12 protein-coding genes and 1 tRNA gene are annotated in these 17,387 nt (G+C 62.9%); all 13 read right to left on the reverse strand.

The annotated features are described in order from the left end of the window. Positions 1-166: 166 nt before the first annotated feature. Positions 167-832: an O-methyltransferase gene (locus CK230_RS16205; RefSeq protein WP_095818144.1), complete on the reverse strand. Its 666-nt coding sequence runs from the start codon at positions 830-832 to the stop codon at positions 167-169. Positions 833-1,013: 181 nt separating this feature from the next. Continuing rightward, positions 1,014-5,210: a DNA-directed RNA polymerase subunit beta' gene (rpoC, locus tag CK230_RS16210; protein ID WP_095818145.1), complete on the reverse strand. Its 4,197-nt coding sequence runs from the start codon at positions 5,208-5,210 to the stop codon at positions 1,014-1,016. 183 nt (positions 5,211-5,393) lie between these two features. Then, positions 5,394-9,530, reverse strand: a complete 4,137-nt coding sequence (gene rpoB / locus CK230_RS16215; protein WP_095818146.1) for a DNA-directed RNA polymerase subunit beta — start codon at positions 9,528-9,530, stop codon at positions 5,394-5,396. A gap of 262 nt (positions 9,531-9,792) precedes the next feature. Next, positions 9,793-10,173 carry a 50S ribosomal protein L7/L12 gene (gene rplL / locus CK230_RS16220; protein WP_042642152.1) on the reverse strand — a complete coding sequence of 127 codons (381 nt, stop codon included), beginning with the start codon at positions 10,171-10,173 and terminating at the stop codon, positions 9,793-9,795. A 54-nt stretch (positions 10,174-10,227) separates the two neighbouring features. Further along, the gene (rplJ, locus tag CK230_RS16225) at positions 10,228-10,746 is read right to left on the reverse strand and encodes a 50S ribosomal protein L10 (RefSeq protein WP_095818147.1); all 519 of its coding nucleotides are present in this window, start codon (positions 10,744-10,746) and stop codon (positions 10,228-10,230) included. Between the two features lie 371 nt (positions 10,747-11,117). Next, positions 11,118-11,816: a 50S ribosomal protein L1 gene (rplA, locus tag CK230_RS16230; protein WP_095818148.1), complete on the reverse strand. Its 699-nt coding sequence runs from the start codon at positions 11,814-11,816 to the stop codon at positions 11,118-11,120. 4 nt (positions 11,817-11,820) lie between these two features. Next, the gene (rplK, locus tag CK230_RS16235) at positions 11,821-12,249 is read right to left on the reverse strand and encodes a 50S ribosomal protein L11 (RefSeq protein ID WP_042642146.1); all 429 of its coding nucleotides are present in this window, start codon (positions 12,247-12,249) and stop codon (positions 11,821-11,823) included. A 184-nt stretch (positions 12,250-12,433) separates the two neighbouring features. Next, the gene (nusG, locus tag CK230_RS16240; protein WP_095818149.1) at positions 12,434-12,961 is read right to left on the reverse strand and encodes a transcription termination/antitermination protein NusG; all 528 of its coding nucleotides are present in this window, start codon (positions 12,959-12,961) and stop codon (positions 12,434-12,436) included. 27 nt (positions 12,962-12,988) lie between these two features. Further along, entirely contained in the window at positions 12,989-13,192 is a 204-nt protein-coding gene (secE, locus tag CK230_RS16245) for a preprotein translocase subunit SecE (RefSeq protein WP_027170383.1), read from the reverse strand. Positions 13,193-13,541: 349 nt separating this feature from the next. Next, a tRNA-Trp gene (locus CK230_RS16250) sits at positions 13,542-13,617 on the reverse strand. Positions 13,618-13,763: 146 nt separating this feature from the next. After that, positions 13,764-14,249: a group II truncated hemoglobin gene (locus CK230_RS16255; RefSeq protein WP_095818150.1), complete on the reverse strand. Its 486-nt coding sequence runs from the start codon at positions 14,247-14,249 to the stop codon at positions 13,764-13,766. 145 nt (positions 14,250-14,394) lie between these two features. Further along, entirely contained in the window at positions 14,395-16,017 is a 1,623-nt protein-coding gene (locus CK230_RS16260; RefSeq protein WP_245429934.1) for a hypothetical protein, read from the reverse strand. 194 nt (positions 16,018-16,211) lie between these two features. Then, positions 16,212-17,387: elongation factor Tu (gene tuf, locus CK230_RS16265; RefSeq protein WP_095818140.1), on the reverse strand; the 1,176-nt coding region annotated here is incomplete at its 5' end.

Here is a 17,387-nt window from a genome sequence, read left to right on the forward strand (position 1 = left end):
GCCTCAACGGTCGTCCAGCAACGCTCCCTTCCTTTCCCTCCGGAGAGGGGAAAGGTGGCGCTGCGAAGCCGAGACGGAGTGGGGGAAGCCGGTCGTCAAACGAAAAGCCGATGACAAGTGAGCATGACCGAGTTGGCCTGATATCATCATCATTCGCGATGTGACGTCATTCGACGATCGCAATCGCAAAACCGTCATAGCCCTTGGCACCGACGGTCTGGATAGCCGTGCCGTCCAGGCGCCTGTCACCGCCGATGAAGGAGAATGCCGCACGCGCTCCTTCGACATTGGCGTCGAGCCCATCGTTATTGAGCACCGCGCCGTCGCGGATGACGTTGTCGCAGACGATGACCGTGCCCGAGCGCGATAGCTTCATCGCCCAGTCGAGATAATTCGGGTTGTTGGGCTTATCGGCGTCGATGAAGATCAGGTCGAACGGGCCGGCATTTTCGTCAACCAGCGCGGCGAGCGACTCGAGCGCTGGACCGACCCGCAGATCGACCTTGTTGGAAACCCCTGCCCGCTCGAAATTCGAACGCGCGACCTTGGCGTGGTGCGGATCGAGCTCCAGCGTCACCACCTTGCCGTCGGCCGGCAACCCCCTCGCCATCCAGATGGTCGAATAGCCGCCGAGCGTGCCGACCTCCAGCACGGTCTTCGCGCCGCGGATGCGCACCAGCAGCGACAGCAATTTGCCCTGTGCGGCCGAGACGTCGATCGCCGGCAGGCCCTGATCGCGGTTGGCCGCAAGCACTGCATCCAACACAGGATCCGCTTCGAAAAGAGACGAAACGATATAGTCGTCGACAGCCGTCCAGGTCTTGCTGCTCATAGCTCTTCCTCTTTCGTGAAGTTAGATCGGGATGACGGCTCGTAGATCCATCATCCCGATCTGGTTTCTTAGTTGGAGCATGATCTTTCCCGAAAACCGGTACTCACTTTTCGGGATCATGCTCTGAATGCAAAAAGGGGCCCGCGTAGGCCCCTTCTCTTCTTCTCTCATATCATGCCGCTTACTGCGCGGCGTTGACCATGTCGGTCAGCATCGGGTCGGCGACCTCGACACCGGAGGCCTTGCGGCGCTCGTCGATGATGAGCTCGTCGCGCGAGGTGGCGATGCGCCTTATCTGGCTCATCGTGCCGCCGGTGCCGGCCGGGATCAGACGGCCGACGATGACGTTTTCCTTCAGGCCCTGCAGCATGTCGGTCTTGCCGGCAACCGCAGCCTCGGTCAGCACCCTGGTCGTCTCCTGGAAGGAGGCGGCCGAGATGAAGGACGGCGTCTGCAGCGAGGCCTTGGTGATGCCGAGCAGCACCGGCTGACCTTCGGCCGGCTTCTTGCCGTCCTCGATCAGGCGCTCGTTGACCTCTTCCAGCTCGATCACGTCGACGTGGTCGCCCGGGATGTAGGTCGAGTCGCCCTGGACGGTGATTTCGACCTTCTGCAGCATCTGGCGAACGATCACCTCGATGTGCTTGTCGTTGATCGACACGCCCTGCAGGCGATAGACCTCCTGGATTTCGTTAACGAGGTAGGAGGCAAGCGCCTCCACGCCCTTGATCGCCAGGATGTCGTGCGGCGCCGGATTGCCGTCGAGGATGTAGTCGCCCTTCTCGATGACGTCGCCGTCCTGGAGATGGAACGGCTTGCCCTTCGGGATCAGGTACTCCACCGGCTCCAGCGTCGAGTCATGCGGCTCGATGATGATGCGGCGCTTGTTCTTGTAGTCGCGGCCGAAGCGGATCGTGCCATCGATCTCGGCGATGATGGCGTGATCCTTCGGACGGCGAGCCTCGAACAGTTCCGCAACACGCGGCAGACCACCGGTGATGTCCTTGGTCTTGGCGCTTTCCATCGGGATACGCGCCAGCACGTCGCCAGGCTTCACATGGGCGCCCGGCTCGACCGACAGGATGGCCTCGACCGAGAGCAGGAAGCGTGCATCGCCGCCCTTCGACAGCTTGCCGACCTTGCCCTTGGCATCCTGGATGACGATCGCCGGCTTCAGGTCGCTGCCGCGCGGCGTCGAGCGCCAGTCGATGACCTCACGCTTGGTGATGCCGGTCGACTCGTCGGCCGTTTCCTGAACGGAGATGCCGTCGACCAGGTCCTCGAACGCCACCCTGCCCTCGATTTCGGTGAGGATCGGGCGGGTATAGGGATCCCACTCGGCGATACGCTGGCCGCGCTTCACCTTGTCGCCATCGTCCACGAAGATGCGCGAACCATAGGCGACGCGGTGCGTGGCGCGCTCCTTGCCGGTCTCATCGAGGATGAGCACCGCCATGTTGCGGCCCATGACCATCTGCTGGCCTTCCGAGTTGCGCACCACGTTGCGGTTGCGGATCTGCACCTTGCCCTCATAGGAGGCTTCAAGGAACGAAGAGTCCACCACCTGCGCCGTGCCGCCCATGTGGAAGGTACGCATGGTGAGCTGGGTGCCCGGCTCGCCGATCGACTGCGCCGCGATGACGCCGACGGCCTCGCCCTGGTTGACGGGGGTACCGCGGGCCAGGTCGCGTCCGTAGCAGACGGCGCACACGCCGGTCCTGACCTCACAGGTCAGCGCCGAACGGATGCGGACCGACTGGACGCCGGCCTTTTCGATCTGCTCGACATCGCGCTCGTCCATCAGCTTGCCGGCCTTGACCAGCAATTCGCCGGAGACCGGATGGTTGATGTCGTCGAGCGCGGTGCGGCCCAGCACGCGCTGGCCGACCGAGGCGACGATCTGACCGGCATCGACGATCGGCTGCATGGTGAGGCCCTTGTCGGTGCCGCAATCCACGGAGTTGACGATGCAGTCCTGCGCCACGTCGACGAGACGGCGGGTGAGGTAGCCCGAGTTCGCCGTCTTCAAGGCGGTGTCGGCCAGACCCTTGCGGGCGCCGTGGGTCGAGTTGAAGTACTCGAGCACGGTGAGGCCTTCCTTGAAGTTCGAGATGATCGGCGTCTCGATGATTTCACCCGACGGTTTGGCCATCAGGCCGCGCATGCCGGCGAGCTGACGCATCTGGGTGGGCGAACCGCGCGCACCCGAATGCGACATCATATAGATCGAGTTCATCGGCTTCTGACGGCCGTTGTCCTCGAATTCCACCGCCTTGATGCGCGCCATCATCTCGTCGGCGACCTTTTCCGAGCACTTGGCCCAGGCGTCGACGACCTTGTTGTACTTCTCGCCCTGCGTGATCAGGCCGTCATTGTACTGCTGCTCGTATTCCTTGGCCAAAGCCTCGGTCTCGGAGACCAGCTTCAGCTTGGTATCCGGGATCAGCATGTCGTCCTTGCCGAACGAAATGCCGGCACGGCAGGCATGGGCAAAGCCAAGCGCCATGATGCGGTCGCAGAAGATGACCGTCTCTTTCTGACCGCAGTGGCGGTAGACGGTGTCGATCATCTTGGAGATGTTCTTCTTGGTCATCTCCTGGTTGGCGGTCTCATACGGAACGTTGACGTTCTTCGGCAGAAGCTCGCCGATGATCATGCGGCCAGGCGTGGTGTCGTAGATCTTCGACACGACGTTGCCTTCGGCGTCGACGGTGCGGAAGCGGCCTTTGATCTTGGCGTGCAGCGTCACGGCCTTGGTCTCCAGCGCATGCTGGAGCTCGCCCATGTCGGCAAACACCATGCCTTCGCCCGGCTCGTTCTGGTTGACGATCGAGAGATAGTAGAGACCGAGAACCATGTCCTGCGACGGCACGATGATCGGCGCGCCGGAGGCCGGGTGCAGGATGTTGTTGGTCGACATCATCAGCACGCGGGCTTCGAGCTGCGCTTCCAGCGACAGCGGCACGTGGACCGCCATCTGGTCACCGTCGAAGTCCGCGTTGAAGGCGGTGCAGACCAGCGGATGCAGCTGGATCGCCTTGCCTTCGATCAGGGTCGGCTCGAACGCCTGGATGCCGAGGCGGTGCAGCGTCGGCGCGCGGTTCAACAGCACCGGATGCTCGCGGATGACCTCGTCGAGGATATCCCAAACCTCCGGACGCTCCTTCTCGACCAGCTTCTTCGCCTGCTTGACGGTCGAGGAGAAACCCTTGGCGTCGAGGCGGGCGTAGATGAAGGGCTTGAACAGCTCGAGCGCCATCTTCTTCGGCAGGCCGCACTGGTGCAGCTTCAGCTCCGGACCGGTCACGATGACCGAGCGGCCGGAATAGTCGACGCGCTTGCCGAGCAGGTTCTGACGGAACCGGCCCTGCTTGCCCTTGAGCATGTCGGACAACGACTTCAGCGGACGCTTGTTGGCGCCGGTGATGACGCGGCCGCGACGGCCGTTATCGAACAGCGCGTCGACGGCCTCCTGCAGCATGCGCTTCTCGTTGCGCACGATGATGCCGGGCGCGCGCAGCTCGATCAGCCGCTTCAGGCGGTTGTTGCGGTTGATGACGCGGCGATAGAGATCGTTCAGATCCGACGTGGCGAAGCGGCCGCCGTCCAGGGGAACCAGCGGGCGCAGATCCGGCGGGATCACCGGAACCACCTTCATGATCATCCATTCCGGACGGTTGCCGGATTCCATGAAGTTTTCCACGACCTTGAGCCGCTTCAGATACTTCTTCTGCTTCAGCTCGGAAGTGGTAGAAGCCAGCTCCGAACGCAGGTCGCCGGCGATCTTCTCAAGGTCCATGCCGGCCAGGAGGTCATGGATGGCCTCGGCGCCGATCATGGCGGTGAAAGAATCCTCGCCATACTCGTCGACGGCGAGCATGTACTCCTCCTCGCTGAGGAGCTGGTTCTCCTTCAGCGCGGTGAGGCCCGGCTCGGTGACGATGTAGTTCTCGAAGTAGAGCACGCGCTCGATGTCCTTGAGGGTCATGTCGAGCAGTGTGCCGATGCGCGAGGGCAGCGACTTCAGGAACCAGATATGGGCGACGGGCGCTGCGAGCTCGATATGGCCCATGCGCTCGCGACGAACGCGCGACAGCGTGACTTCGACGCCGCACTTTTCGCAGATGACGCCCTTGTACTTCATGCGCTTGTACTTGCCGCACAGGCACTCATAGTCCTTGATCGGGCCAAAAATGCGCGCGCAGAACAGGCCGTCACGCTCCGGCTTGAAGGTGCGGTAGTTGATGGTCTCCGGCTTCTTGATCTCGCCGAACGACCAGGACAGAATCTTCTCTGGGCTGGCAAGCGAGATCCGGATGGAATCGAACACCTGCGCAGGCGCCTGCGGGTTGAAGAGATTCATGACCTCTTGGTTCATGCCGTTCTCCTTTTCGGGGTCCTCGATAACCCCTTCAATCGATCGCGGACGAAGTGTCCGCAGACTGGCCGGTCAAACCGGCCGAAGACTTCCTGATTGAGCATGACCTTGTCCGAAAACCGGTGGCCACTTTTCGGGGTCATGCTCGGGGCGCGCCGCGTCCAAGCGCGGCGCGCCATTGCCTTACTCGGCTGCGTCGGGAAGACGCGTCTGGGTCTCTTCGACCTGGGTGTTCTCCAGCTCCACATTGAGGCCGAGCGAGCGCATTTCCTTGACGAGAACGTTGAAGCTCTCCGGAATGCCCGCCTCGAACGTGTCGTCGCCGCGCACGATCGCCTCGTAGACCTTGGTGCGGCCGGCCACGTCGTCCGACTTCACCGTCAACATCTCCTGCAGCGTGTAGGCGGCGCCGTAGGCTTCGAGCGCCCAGACCTCCATTTCGCCGAAGCGCTGGCCGCCGAACTGCGCCTTGCCGCCCAGCGGCTGCTGGGTGACGAGCGAGTACGGACCGATCGAACGCGCGTGGATCTTGTCGTCCACCAGGTGGTGCAGCTTGAGCATATAGATATAGCCCATCGTCACCTTGCGATCGAACGGCTCGCCGGTGCGGCCGTCATAGAGCTGCGACTGACCGCTGGTGTGCAGGCCCGCCTGCTCCAGCATGGTGTTGATGTCGACCTCGTGCGCGCCGTCGAACACCGGTGTCGCGATGGAGACGCCGCGGCGCATCTGCTCGCTCAGGCGAACGATGCTCTCGTCGTCATATTCGCGGATCGGTTCGTTGCGGTCGTTGGCCGGCATGAAGCTTTCCAGCGTCTTGCGCAGCGGCTTGATGTCGCCGCCGCCCTTGTACGCGTCGATCAGCTCGCCGATCTTCCTGCCCATGCCTGCGCAAGCCCAGCCCAGATGCGTCTCCAGGATCTGGCCGACATTCATGCGGCTCGGCACACCCAGCGGGTTGAGCACGATATCGGCATGCGTGCCGTCCTCGAGGAAAGGCATGTCCTCGACCGGAACGATGCGCGACACGACGCCCTTGTTGCCGTGACGGCCGGCCATCTTGTCGCCAGGTTGCATCTTGCGCTTCACCGCCACGAAGACCTTGACCATCTTCATGACGCCCGGAGGCATTTCGTCGCCGCGCTGCACCTTCTCGACCTTGTCCATGAAGCGCTGCTCGAGCGCCTTCTTGGACTCGTCATACTGGCCGCGCAGAGCCTCGAGCTCGCCCTGGAGCTTCTCGTTCTCCACGGCAAACTGCCACCACTGCGAACGCGGATACTCGTCTAGCGTGTCCTTCGACAGCTTCGAGCCCTTCTTGAAGCCCTTCGGGCCGGCAATCGCTTCCTTGCCGACCAGCGTGTCGGAAAGACGCGCATAGACGTTGCGGTCGAGGATCGCCTGTTCGTCGTCGCGGTCCTTGGCCAGGCGCTCGATCTCCTCGCGCTCGATCGCCATCGCGCGCTCGTCCTTCTCCACGCCGTGGCGGTTGAAGACGCGCACTTCGACGACCGTGCCGAAGGTGCCCGGAGGCATGCGCATGGAGGTGTCGCGAACGTCCGAGGCCTTCTCGCCGAAGATGGCGCGCAGAAGCTTCTCTTCCGGCGTCATCGGGCTTTCGCCCTTCGGCGTGATCTTGCCGACCAGGATGTCGCCCGGCTGCACTTCGGCACCGATATAGACGATGCCCGCCTCGTCGAGGTTCTTCAGCGCTTCTTCCGAAACGTTCGGAATGTCGCGCGTGATTTCCTCCGGCCCGAGCTTGGTGTCGCGCGCCATGACCTCGAACTCCTCGATGTGGATCGAGGTGAAGACGTCGTCGGCCACGATGCGCTCGGAGAGCAGGATCGAGTCCTCGTAGTTGTAGCCGTTCCACGGCATGAACGCGACCAGCACGTTACGGCCGAGCGCCAGATCGCCGAGCTCGGTCGACGGACCGTCGGCGATGATGTCGCCCTTGTTGACGCGGTCGCCCATGCGCACCAGCGGACGCTGGTTGATGCAGGTGTTCTGGTTCGAACGCTGGAACTTCATCAGCCGGTAGATGTCGACGCCGGACTTGCCGGGATCGAGGTCTTCCGTGGCACGGATGACGATACGGGTCGCGTCCACCTGGTCGACCACGCCGCCGCGGCGGGCGCCGATGGCGGCGCCCGAGTCACGGGCGACGACCGGCTCCATGCCGGTGCCGACGAACGGCGCCTCGGCGCGCACCAGCGGCACGGCCTGACGCTGCATGTTCGAGCCCATCAGCGCGCGATTGGCGTCGTCGTTCTCGAGGAACGGGATCAGCGCTGCCGCAACAGACACCATCTGCTTCGGCGAGACGTCCATCAGGTCGACGTTTTCGCGCGGCGCCATCATCACTTCGCCGGCGTTACGGCAAATGACGAACTCGTCGACGAAGCCGCCATTCTTGTCGAGCTCGGCATTGGCCTGCGCAACGTGGTGCTTGGCCTCTTCCATAGCCGACAAGTAGACAACCTCGTTGGTGAGCTTGCCATTGACGATCTTGCGATACGGGCTTTCGATAAAGCCGTACTTGTTGACGCGCGCGAAGGTCGCCAGCGAGTTGATCAGGCCGATATTCGGACCTTCCGGCGTCTCGATCGGGCAGATGCGGCCGTAATGCGTCGGGTGCACGTCGCGCACCTCGAAGCCGGCGCGCTCGCGGGTCAGACCGCCCGGTCCAAGCGCCGAGAGACGACGCTTGTGGGTGATCTCCGACAGCGGGTTGGTCTGGTCCATGAACTGCGACAGCTGCGAGGAACCGAAGAACTCGCGCACGGCGGCGGCCGCCGGCTTGGCGTTGATCAGGTCCTGCGGCATGACCGTGTCGATCTCGATCGAGGACATGCGCTCCTTGATCGCGCGCTCCATGCGCAGCAGGCCGACGCGGTACTGGTTCTCCATAAGCTCGCCGACCGAACGCACGCGGCGGTTGCCGAGATTGTCGATGTCGTCGATCTCGCCCTTGCCGTCACGCAGCTCGACCAGCGTCTTGACCACGGCCAGGATGTCTTCCTTGCGCAGCACGCGCACGGTGTCCTCGGCCTTGAGCTCCAGGCGCATGTTCATCTTGACGCGGCCGACGGCCGACAGATCGTAGCGCTCGCTGTCGAAGAACAGCGAGTTGAACATGGCTTCAGCGGTTTCCAGCGTCGGCGGCTCGCCCGGGCGCATGACGCGATAGATGTCGAACAGCGCGTCCTGGCGGCTCTCGTTCTTGTCGACGTTGAGCGTGTTGCGGATATAGGCGCCGACATTGACGTGGTCGATGTCCAGGATCTGGATCTCGTCCTCGCCGGTGCCGAGCAGCACCTTCAGCGTCTTGTCGTCGATCTCGTCGCCGGCTTCGAGGAAGATCTCGCCGGTGGCGTAGTTGACGATGTCCTCGGCGAGGTAGTTGCCGAGCAGATCCTCGTCGGTCGCCTTGATGGCCTTGAGACCCTTCTCGCCAAGCTGGCGAGCCTGGCGGGCGGTGATCTTCTTGCCGGCCTCGACAACAACCTCACCCGTGTCGGCGTCGACGAGGTCGCCGACGGCCTTGAGGCCGCGGAACCGCTCGACGTTGAACGGAATGCGCCAGTGGTCGCCGGAGCGCTTGTAGGTGATCTTGTTGTAGAAGGTCGACAGGATCTCCTCGCCGTCCATGCCGAGCGCCATCAGAAGCGACGTCACCGGGATCTTGCGGCGGCGGTCGATGCGGGCGTGCACGACGTCCTTGGAGTCGAACTCGATGTCGAGCCACGAGCCGCGATAGGGGATGACGCGCGCGGCAAACAGAAGCTTGCCCGACGAGTGCGACTTGCCCTTGTCGTGGTCGAAGAAGACGCCCGGCGAGCGATGCATCTGCGAGACGATGACGCGCTCGGTGCCGTTGACGATGAAGGTGCCGTTCGACGTCATGAGCGGCATGTCGCCCATGTAGACGTCCTGCTCCTTGATGTCCTTGATCGACTTCGCGCCGGTATCCTCGTCGATATCGAACACGATGAGGCGCAGCGTCACCTTCAGCGGCGCGGCATAGGTCAGGTCGCGCTGACGGCACTCGTCAACGTCGAATTTCGGTGCCTCGAACTCGTACTTCACGAACTCCAGCATGGAGGAGCCGGAAAAGTCGGAGATCGGGAAGACCGACTTGAAAACAGCCTGCAGTCCTTCGTCCGGACGGCCGCCCTTGGGCTCGTCCACCATCAGGAACTGGTCATAGGATGCCTTCTGAACCTCGATCAGGTTCGGCATCTCCGCAACTTCCGGGATCTTTCCGAAGAACTTGCGTACGCGTCTGCGGCCATTGAAAGTCTGGGTCTGGGCCATCGTCGCTCCTTAGCTCTAAACTCGGGACGAACCTCGCCGCGGCTCGCCTTGCACCAATGGGCAGCCTTGGCGGTTGCCCCTATCTGTTTCCCGGCCTCGCTCGCCAACGGCTTGGCGGGTACCGGCTAAAACGGGAGAAAACCCGTTTCCGGAAGGCCGCTTTTCGGCCCTCAGGAAAGAGGTTTTCAATCGCCTCGCGCAACAAAGCCCTCCCTCAGTCAAAGGGAGGGGCGGACGGCGCGAGACCGTCCGCCCTCGCCTATTACTTCAGCTCGACCTTGGCGCCAGCTGCTTCCAGCTGAGCCTTGAACTTGTCGGCGTCGGCCTTGGAAACGCCTTCCTTGACCGGCTTCGGAGCCGCTTCGACCAGGTCCTTGGCTTCCTTGAGGCCAAGGCCGGTGATGGCGCGGACTTCCTTGATGACGTTGATCTTCTGGGCGCCGGCGTCGGCGAGAACGACGTCGAATTCCGTCTTCTCTTCAGCCGGAGCAGCAGCAGCGGCAGCACCACCAGCAGCGGCGGCAACAGCCACCGGAGCGGCGGCCGAAACGCCCCACTTCTCTTCCAGGAGCTTCGACAGCTCAGCCGCCTCGAGGACGGTCAGGCTCGAAAGGTCGTCTACGATCTTTGCGAGATCAGCCATTTGTATATTCCTTCAATTGGTTCGAACGTGTGTTGTTGACAGCGAGGAACGGCCTCATGCCGCCTCGTCCTTCCGGGCGTAAGCGCCGATGACACGCGCGACCGAAGCCGCGGGCGCATTGACGATCTGGGCGATCCGGGTTGCCGGCGTGGCGATCATGCCAACCAGCTTGGCGCGCAGCTCGTCGAGCGACGGCATCGTGGCGAGTGCCTTGACACCATCGGCGTTGAGCGAGGTCGTGCCCATCGCGCCGCCGAGAATGACCAGCTTGTCATTCCCCTTGGCGAATTCGGACGCGACCTTCGGCGCCGCAATCGGATCCTCCGAATAAGCGACCAGCGTCTGTCCCTTGAACAGATCGATGATCGATGCGGAGTCCGTGCCCTGAAGAGCGATCTTGGCGAGACGGTTCTTCGCGACTTTGACGGTGCCGCCGGCAGCGCGCATCTTCGACCGAAGGTCGTTCATTTGCGCCACGGTGATACCGGCGTAGTGGGCCACGACGACTGAACCCGCGTTCAAGAACGCATCATTCAGGCCCGTGACGAGTTCGCGCTTTTCCGCTCTGTCCACTGCCTATCTCCAGTTGACCGCTGCCTCATTCTCGAGGTCAGAAGTCGGGTTGCCTTTTGCCGGCCGGGCCATCCAAATCCTGGATCTCCCGAACGACGCTCGAGGATCCTGCCCCCTTTCTCGCCACATCGACGGCGAAGCCGGCGATGCGCTGACAAAAGGCAAACACGGTTCGAACCTTTCATTGGAGCACTTGCTCCTTTGTCGGGTCTTCACCCGTCTCATGCAGGCCCACATGAATTAAGGCTGTTGGGCCGCCTGCAATCTCGGACAGGATATCCGGAAACCTTTCGGCTTCCGGGGTACCGGGCCGTCGACGGATCGGCGGTCCGGAATTCTTCAATGGTGACTCAGAGCCGACCCGACGACACTTACGACGCGGCGAGCGTCGCGATGTCGAGCTTGAGGCCCGGGCCCATCGTCGAGGTGACCGACACCTTCTTGACGTAGTTGCCCTTGGCGCCGGTCGGCTTGGCCTTGTTCACCGCATCGGCGAAAGCCCGCACATTCTCTTCCAGCGCCTTGACGTCGAACGAGACCTTGCCGACGCCGGCCTGGACGATACCGGCCTTCTCGACGCGGAACTCGACGGCGCCGCCCTTCGAAGCCTTGACGGCCGCGGCCACGTCGGTGGTCACGGTGCCGACCTTCGGGTTCGGCATCATGCCGCGCGGGCCGAGCACCTTACCGAGACGGCCGACCAGCGGCATCATGTCCGGCGTGGCGATGCAGCGATCGAAATCGATCGTGCCCTTCTGGACGATGTCGACCAGGTCCTCGGCGCCAACGATATCGGCGCCGGCGGCCTTGGCTTCCTCGGCCTTGTCGCCACGGGCAAACACCGCGACGCGCACGGAGCGGCCGGTGCCGTTCGGCAGGTTGACCACGCCGCGGACCATCTGGTCTGCATGGCGCGGATCGACGCCGAGATTCATCGAGATCTCGACGGTCTCGTCGAACTTCACCTTGGACCGGTCCTTGAGCAGCTGCAGCGCCTCGTTGAGGGCGTAAGCCTTGTTCGGATCGATGCCTTCGCGACTCGCAGCAACACGCTTTGCAATCTTTGCCATGATCTTAGCCCACCACTTCCAGGCCCATCGAGCGGGCGGAGCCCTCGACCATGCGCATGGCCGCCTCGACGTCGTTTGCGTTCAGGTCCTTCATCTTCTGCTCGGCGATCGCGCGCACCTTGTCGCGGCTGATCGTGCCGACCTTGGTCTTGCCCGGCTCCTTGGAGCCCGACTTCAGGTTGGCGGCCTTCTTCAGGAAGTAGCTCACCGGCGGCGTCTTCATGACGAAGGTGAACGACTTGTCCTGGTAGTAGGTGATGACGACCGGGATCGGCGATCCCTTCTCGAGCTCCTGCGTCTGCGCGTTGAACGCCTTGCAGAATTCCATGATGTTGATGCCGCGCTGACCAAGCGCCGGGCCGATCGGGGGCGACGGCGTGGCCGAGCCCGCGGCAACCTGGAGCTTGAGCTGGCCTGCAACTTTCTTAGCCATCTCTATTCCTGCCTTTTCTCATGCCGGCCCATTCTCGGGAACACCGGCGGTTGCAGTTCGGTGGTGCGGTTCCAGCGGCCGGCTATGCCGCCTTCGCCTCCCACCCGTTTATGCGGCGTTTTCACACCACCCCGACGCCTTTCGGCACGGGTGTCCCGACGCCCTTCGGGCGCGAGTGTTCGGATCAGCCCTTTTCGACCTGTCCGAATTCCAGATCGACGGGCACGGCGCGCCCGAAGATCGAAACTTCCACCTTGAGGCGGGCGCGCTCCTCATCCACTTCCTGGACGACGCCGTTGAACGACGCGAACGGACCATCCGAGACGCGGATCGCCTCGCCGATCTCGAAGGTGACCGAGGGCTTCGGCCGCTCGACGCCTTCCTGGACCTGGTTCAGGATGCGCTGCGCCTCGGTCTCGGTGATCGGCACAGGCTTGGAGTCGCCCAGGAAGCCGGTGACCTTGGGCGTGTTCTTGACCAGCGAGAACACGGCGTCCGTCAGGTTGGCCTTCAACAGTACATAGCCCGGAAAGAACTTGCGCTCGGCATCGACCTTGCGGCCACGGCGGATCTCGACGACCTTTTCGGTCGGCACCACGATCTGCTCGATCTCGCCGGCCAGGCCCTTCTGCTTGGCCTTGTTCTCGATGTCCTCGGCGACCTTCTTCTCGAAGTTCGAATAGGCGTGGACGATATACCACCGCGCAGTCATTTCACGACCTCTCCGTAAACCGCCGAATTAATGCCCGAGACCCAGGATCCACTCGATCGCATAGCCCATCAGAATGTCGGCTGCGAAGAAGAACAGCATCGCGATCACCGCGAACACCAGGACCATCACGGTCGAGATCATAGTTTCGCGCCGCGAAGGCCATGTCACCTTGGCCGTCTCCGCGCGAACCTGCTGGAGAAAGGTAAAGGGATTAGTGGTTTTCGAAGCCATGTGCCGCCTGTGTTCAAGACCCGTTGGCCGGGCCTCCTGGATGATCCCGCTGGCCGGGACGTGCCGCCTGGGCTCCATGCCGCGCGAATCAGCGCCGCTATTTCACCCACGCAAATCAGACGCGTAAAGCCGGCTTCCCAGCTCCACGCGTCGCGTGTCTGTTCTGTCTACATAAAACCGATTCTTAATCCACGCAAGTGGCAAGGGTCCGCTTTATGTCCTAACGCCGCCTCGGAACCATCCAGTCGTCCCGTCCCGGCTATGCGGGGCTTATGCCCCAATTTTCCCTATATGGCAAGCTACCCGGCGATTTTCAACGGCGGCGGCTTCGGATTGGCTGTTTGGGAGATGGCACGGGCAGCAGGGCTCGAACCTACGACCTGCGGTTTTGGAGACCGCCGCTCTACCAACTGAGCTATGCCCGTGCATGCGCTTGTTCGGCGCAGGCGCTTCCTAAAAGCTTCCGGGCCCTCTGTAAAGAGCACTGACCTGCCGTTTTCAAAGCTTTGCCGGGATTTCTCGCTTGCATCGTCGCCGGAGACGGATTGCGTTCCCGGAAACGCGCCTAGGCCTACGACTTTCCGGCCGGCGGCTTGTACGGCCCGCCCGGCACGCCCCAGCCCCAGGCCGGCATCGCCTCGGTCTCGGGGTCGCAGGTCTCACCCAGATTCGAGTTCATCTTCGCCAGCCGCGATCCCCATTCGACATAGCCCATGAAGGCGGAGCGGAACTCGGGGTCGTCCGGCAGGCCGACTTCATCGGCCGCGTCGGCTAGCAGGTTGATCCAGCGACGGCGCTGCTCCTCGGTTAGGTGCTTGCCGAGATGGTGCATCACCATCTCGCGGTGGCCGCCAAACTCCTCGCTATAAGTCTTCGGGCCGCCGAAGACCTCGCCGATGAAGGCGGCGACGTGAGCCGGATGGTCCGGCGACATTGTCTTGAACACGGGGCCGACGATCGGATCCAGTGCCACTTTGTCGTAGAAAGTGCGAGTCAGCCTGTTGAGCGCCTCGCTGCCTCCGGCCCATTCGTACAAAGTCGGGGTTTCCGCGCTCATCGCCGATCCTCCGTTCCGCAAATCGCGCGAGGAGGATAGCGGCACCGCCCTGCCCGCCTCAACCTGCCTCGATGGCCAGTGCGGGCTCTCTCCTTGTCTACGCAAGTCCGGACGGAAAACCGTAAACACCTTTCCTGGAATTGCTCTAAAGTTTCGCAGGCGCCTCGGCCTCGGCATTGGCGGCCGGCAGCACTCGGCAATTGTCCGGTTTCGGCGATGAATTGCAGATGGTTGCCCCGGTCAGCGCATCCACCGATTGCGGTCCGGTCGCGAGCCCGAATTTGCGCAGTTCGCCCTGGCTGAGTTCCCTGTGCTTGGCAAACTGCGCCGACTGCATGGCGGCAAAAAAGCCTGAGCCGATCGCCATCTCGTCGAGATACGCCCTGACCTTCTCTTCCATGCCCATGGAATGCACCAAAAAATGCGCATCGGCGCCAACAAGGCGCCTGATGCCGCCGGCGATCATCACCGCGCAGGCGGCGTCGCATTGGGCGCCTGCATCGATGGTGAGACCGCTGTAGAGGCCTTCGGTTGGTTCGCAATCCGCCTTGCCCGGATCGCAATCGAGAAAGTCCGTTCGGGCGACCGCGACATCCAACCCGCGCTCACGGATCAGGCGACCTGCGGCAAGCGCTGCCTGCACATCGCCACCTGGCGAGTTGACGACCATCGGCAACCTGCGCCCGCCGATCGTATCGAGCAACTGGCGAAGCTTGCCGGCCGTGCCTGCGGCGATCGTGCCTTCCGCCGAAATCCATTCCGGACAATCGGGATTGCAAAGCGGGTTGTTGCCGCGAACGACAACGAAGCGCATCTCCTGTTCCTGGACCTGCGGCCAGGGCGCCGAGGCCGGGGCAGCGGGCAAAGGCGCGGCTTCGACGTTCGCGACCTCGGCCGGCTTGGCATTCGACGGCACCTCGCGGCAATTCGCTGGCACGGGGTTGCGCCGGCACATGGTCTTTTCGGTCAGCAGATCGAGAGAATCGAGGCTGGTGACGAGCTTCATCTCCAGCATGTCGTCGGGCTCGATCTGCCTGATGTCGCTGGCGGGCGTCGCCTTCATCACGTCCAGCACGCCCTGTTCGACGCCCATCTCCTTCAGATAGGTCGACAGCCGCTTTTCGACCGCCTTGCTCATCTCATACGTCTTGTAGCTGCCGGCATTCTTGCGGCTGACGATCCTGGTGCTGATGATCTTCTTCTTGCCGTTCACCATCCGATAGGTCGTACGGTAGAGCAGTTGCTCACGCCGGAAGGTGGTGGTGATCTGGTGGACACCGAGATAGGCCCATTCGCCGACAACGCGGCGAATGCCGCCGGCAAACATCAACGGACAAGCCGAATTGCACATCGCGCCGCTGTCGTAAGCGACGCCGGAATAGGGCTGCTGCTTGGCGTCGTTGCCACGGCAGTTCTTCATCCCCGGCGAGCAGCCGGAAAACTCCGTGATGCCGACCGCGATATCGAGCTTGTTCTTGCGGATCATGCGTCCAAGCTGGAGCGCGGCATCGACATTGCCGCCGGGAGAATTGACGACGATCGGCAGTTGCCGCCCGCCGAGCGTATTGAGCAAGCGCCTGAACAGCCCCGGCGTGCCGGCCTCGATCGTGCCTTCGGCGGAAATCCATTCCGGGCAATTCGGCTCGCAGCCCAGCGCGCTGCTGCGCACCACGACGAAGCGCATCGTCGGGCCGTAATCCGGAGGATCTTCCTTCGCGGCGGCGCCGAAGGCGGCCAGCGTCAAGGCAGCGGCCAACCCCAGCCGCATCAATCCGCGCCAGCACCGTGTGATCTTTGAACGGAATGCGGAAACCACGTTTGGCAGCCCCAAGAATACAGGCCATACTAATTGGGGCGACGATGCTTGCAACAGAATTGAAAAAGAGCCGCTCGTTTCCAAGACGAAAAAAGGGCGGCCCGAAGACCGCCCTTTCCATGTCGAACCGGCAAGAGCCGGATCGATTACTCTTTGATGGTGACGACGATGCCGGCACCGACGGTGCGGCCGCCTTCACGGATGGCGAAGCGCAGCTTCTCTTCCATCGCAATCGGCACGATCAGCTCGACGTCGACGGTGATGTTGTCGCCGGGCATCACCATCTCGGTGCCGGCCGGCAGCGTCACGATGCCGGTCACGTCGGTCGTGCGGAAGTAGAACTGCGGACGGTAGTTGGTGAAGAACGGCGTGTGACGGCCGCCCTCGTCCTTGGTCAGGATGTAGGCTTCGGCCACGAACTTCTTGTGCGGCTTCACCGAGCCCGGCTTGGCCAGAACCTGGCCGCGCTCGACGCCTTCACGGTCGACGCCGCGCAGCAGCGCGCCGATGTTGTCGCCGGCCTGGCCCTGGTCGAGCAGCTTGCGGAACATTTCCACGCCCGTGCAGGTCGTCTTGGTGGTCGGACGGATGCCGACGATCTCCAGTTCCTCGCCGACCTTGACCACGCCACGCTCGACGCGGCCGGTCACCACCGTGCCGCGGCCCGAGATCGAGAACACGTCCTCGATCGGCATCAGGAACGGCTTGTCCAGCGGACGAACCGGGGTCGGGATGTAGGCGTCGACCTGAGCCATCAGCTCGCGGATGGCGTCCTCGCCGATGGTCTTGTTCGAGTCTTCCAAAGCAGCCAGCGCCGAGCCCTTGACGATCGGAATGTCGTCGCCGGGGAACTCGTTCTTCGACAGAAGCTCGCGAACCTCGAGCTCGACCAGCTCGAGCAGCTCGGCGTCGTCGACCTGATCGACCTTGTTGAGGAACACCACGATCGAGGGAACGCCAACCTGACGAGCAAGCAGGATGTGCTCGCGGGTCTGCGGCATCGGGCCGTCGGCGGCCGACACGACCAGGATCGCGCCGTCCATCTGGGCGGCACCGGTGATCATGTTCTTCACATAGTCGGCGTGGCCGGGGCAGTCGACATGGGCATAGTGACGGTTGGCCGTCTCATACTCGACATGCGCCGTCGAGATCGTGATGCCGCGCGCCTTCTCTTCCGGCGCTGCGTCGATCTGGTCATAGCGCTTGTATTCGCCAAAATACTTCGTGATCGCCGCCGTCAGCGACGTCTTGCCATGATCGACGTGGCCGATCGTGCCAATGTTCACATGCGGCTTGGTGCGCTCGAATTTACCTTTTGCCAT

Origin of the sequence: Mesorhizobium sp. WSM3859 (assembly GCF_002295065.1) — a bacterium.
Taxonomy (GTDB): domain Bacteria; phylum Pseudomonadota; class Alphaproteobacteria; order Rhizobiales; family Rhizobiaceae; genus Mesorhizobium.

Excerpts from the sequence above, each read along its gene's own strand:
- CK230_RS16205 (WP_095818144.1), bottom strand. The coding sequence starts at position 832 with ATGAGCAGCAAGACCTGGACGGCTGTCGACGACTATATCGTTTCGTCT.
- rpoC (WP_095818145.1), bottom strand. The coding sequence starts at position 5,210 with ATGAACCAAGAGGTCATGAATCTCTTCAACCCGCAGGCGCCTGCGCAG.
- rpoB (WP_095818146.1), bottom strand. The coding sequence starts at position 9,530 with ATGGCCCAGACCCAGACTTTCAATGGCCGCAGACGCGTACGCAAGTTC.
- rplL (WP_042642152.1), bottom strand. The coding sequence starts at position 10,173 with ATGGCTGATCTCGCAAAGATCGTAGACGACCTTTCGAGCCTGACCGTC.
- rplA (WP_095818148.1), bottom strand. The coding sequence starts at position 11,816 with ATGGCAAAGATTGCAAAGCGTGTTGCTGCGAGTCGCGAAGGCATCGAT.
- rplK (WP_042642146.1), bottom strand. The coding sequence starts at position 12,249 with ATGGCTAAGAAAGTTGCAGGCCAGCTCAAGCTCCAGGTTGCCGCGGGC.
- nusG (WP_095818149.1), bottom strand. The coding sequence starts at position 12,961 with ATGACTGCGCGGTGGTATATCGTCCACGCCTATTCGAACTTCGAGAAG.
- secE (WP_027170383.1), bottom strand. The coding sequence starts at position 13,192 with ATGGCTTCGAAAACCACTAATCCCTTTACCTTTCTCCAGCAGGTTCGC.
- CK230_RS16255 (WP_095818150.1), bottom strand. The coding sequence starts at position 14,249 with ATGAGCGCGGAAACCCCGACTTTGTACGAATGGGCCGGAGGCAGCGAG.
- CK230_RS16260 (WP_245429934.1), bottom strand. The coding sequence starts at position 16,017 with ATGCGGCTGGGGTTGGCCGCTGCCTTGACGCTGGCCGCCTTCGGCGCC.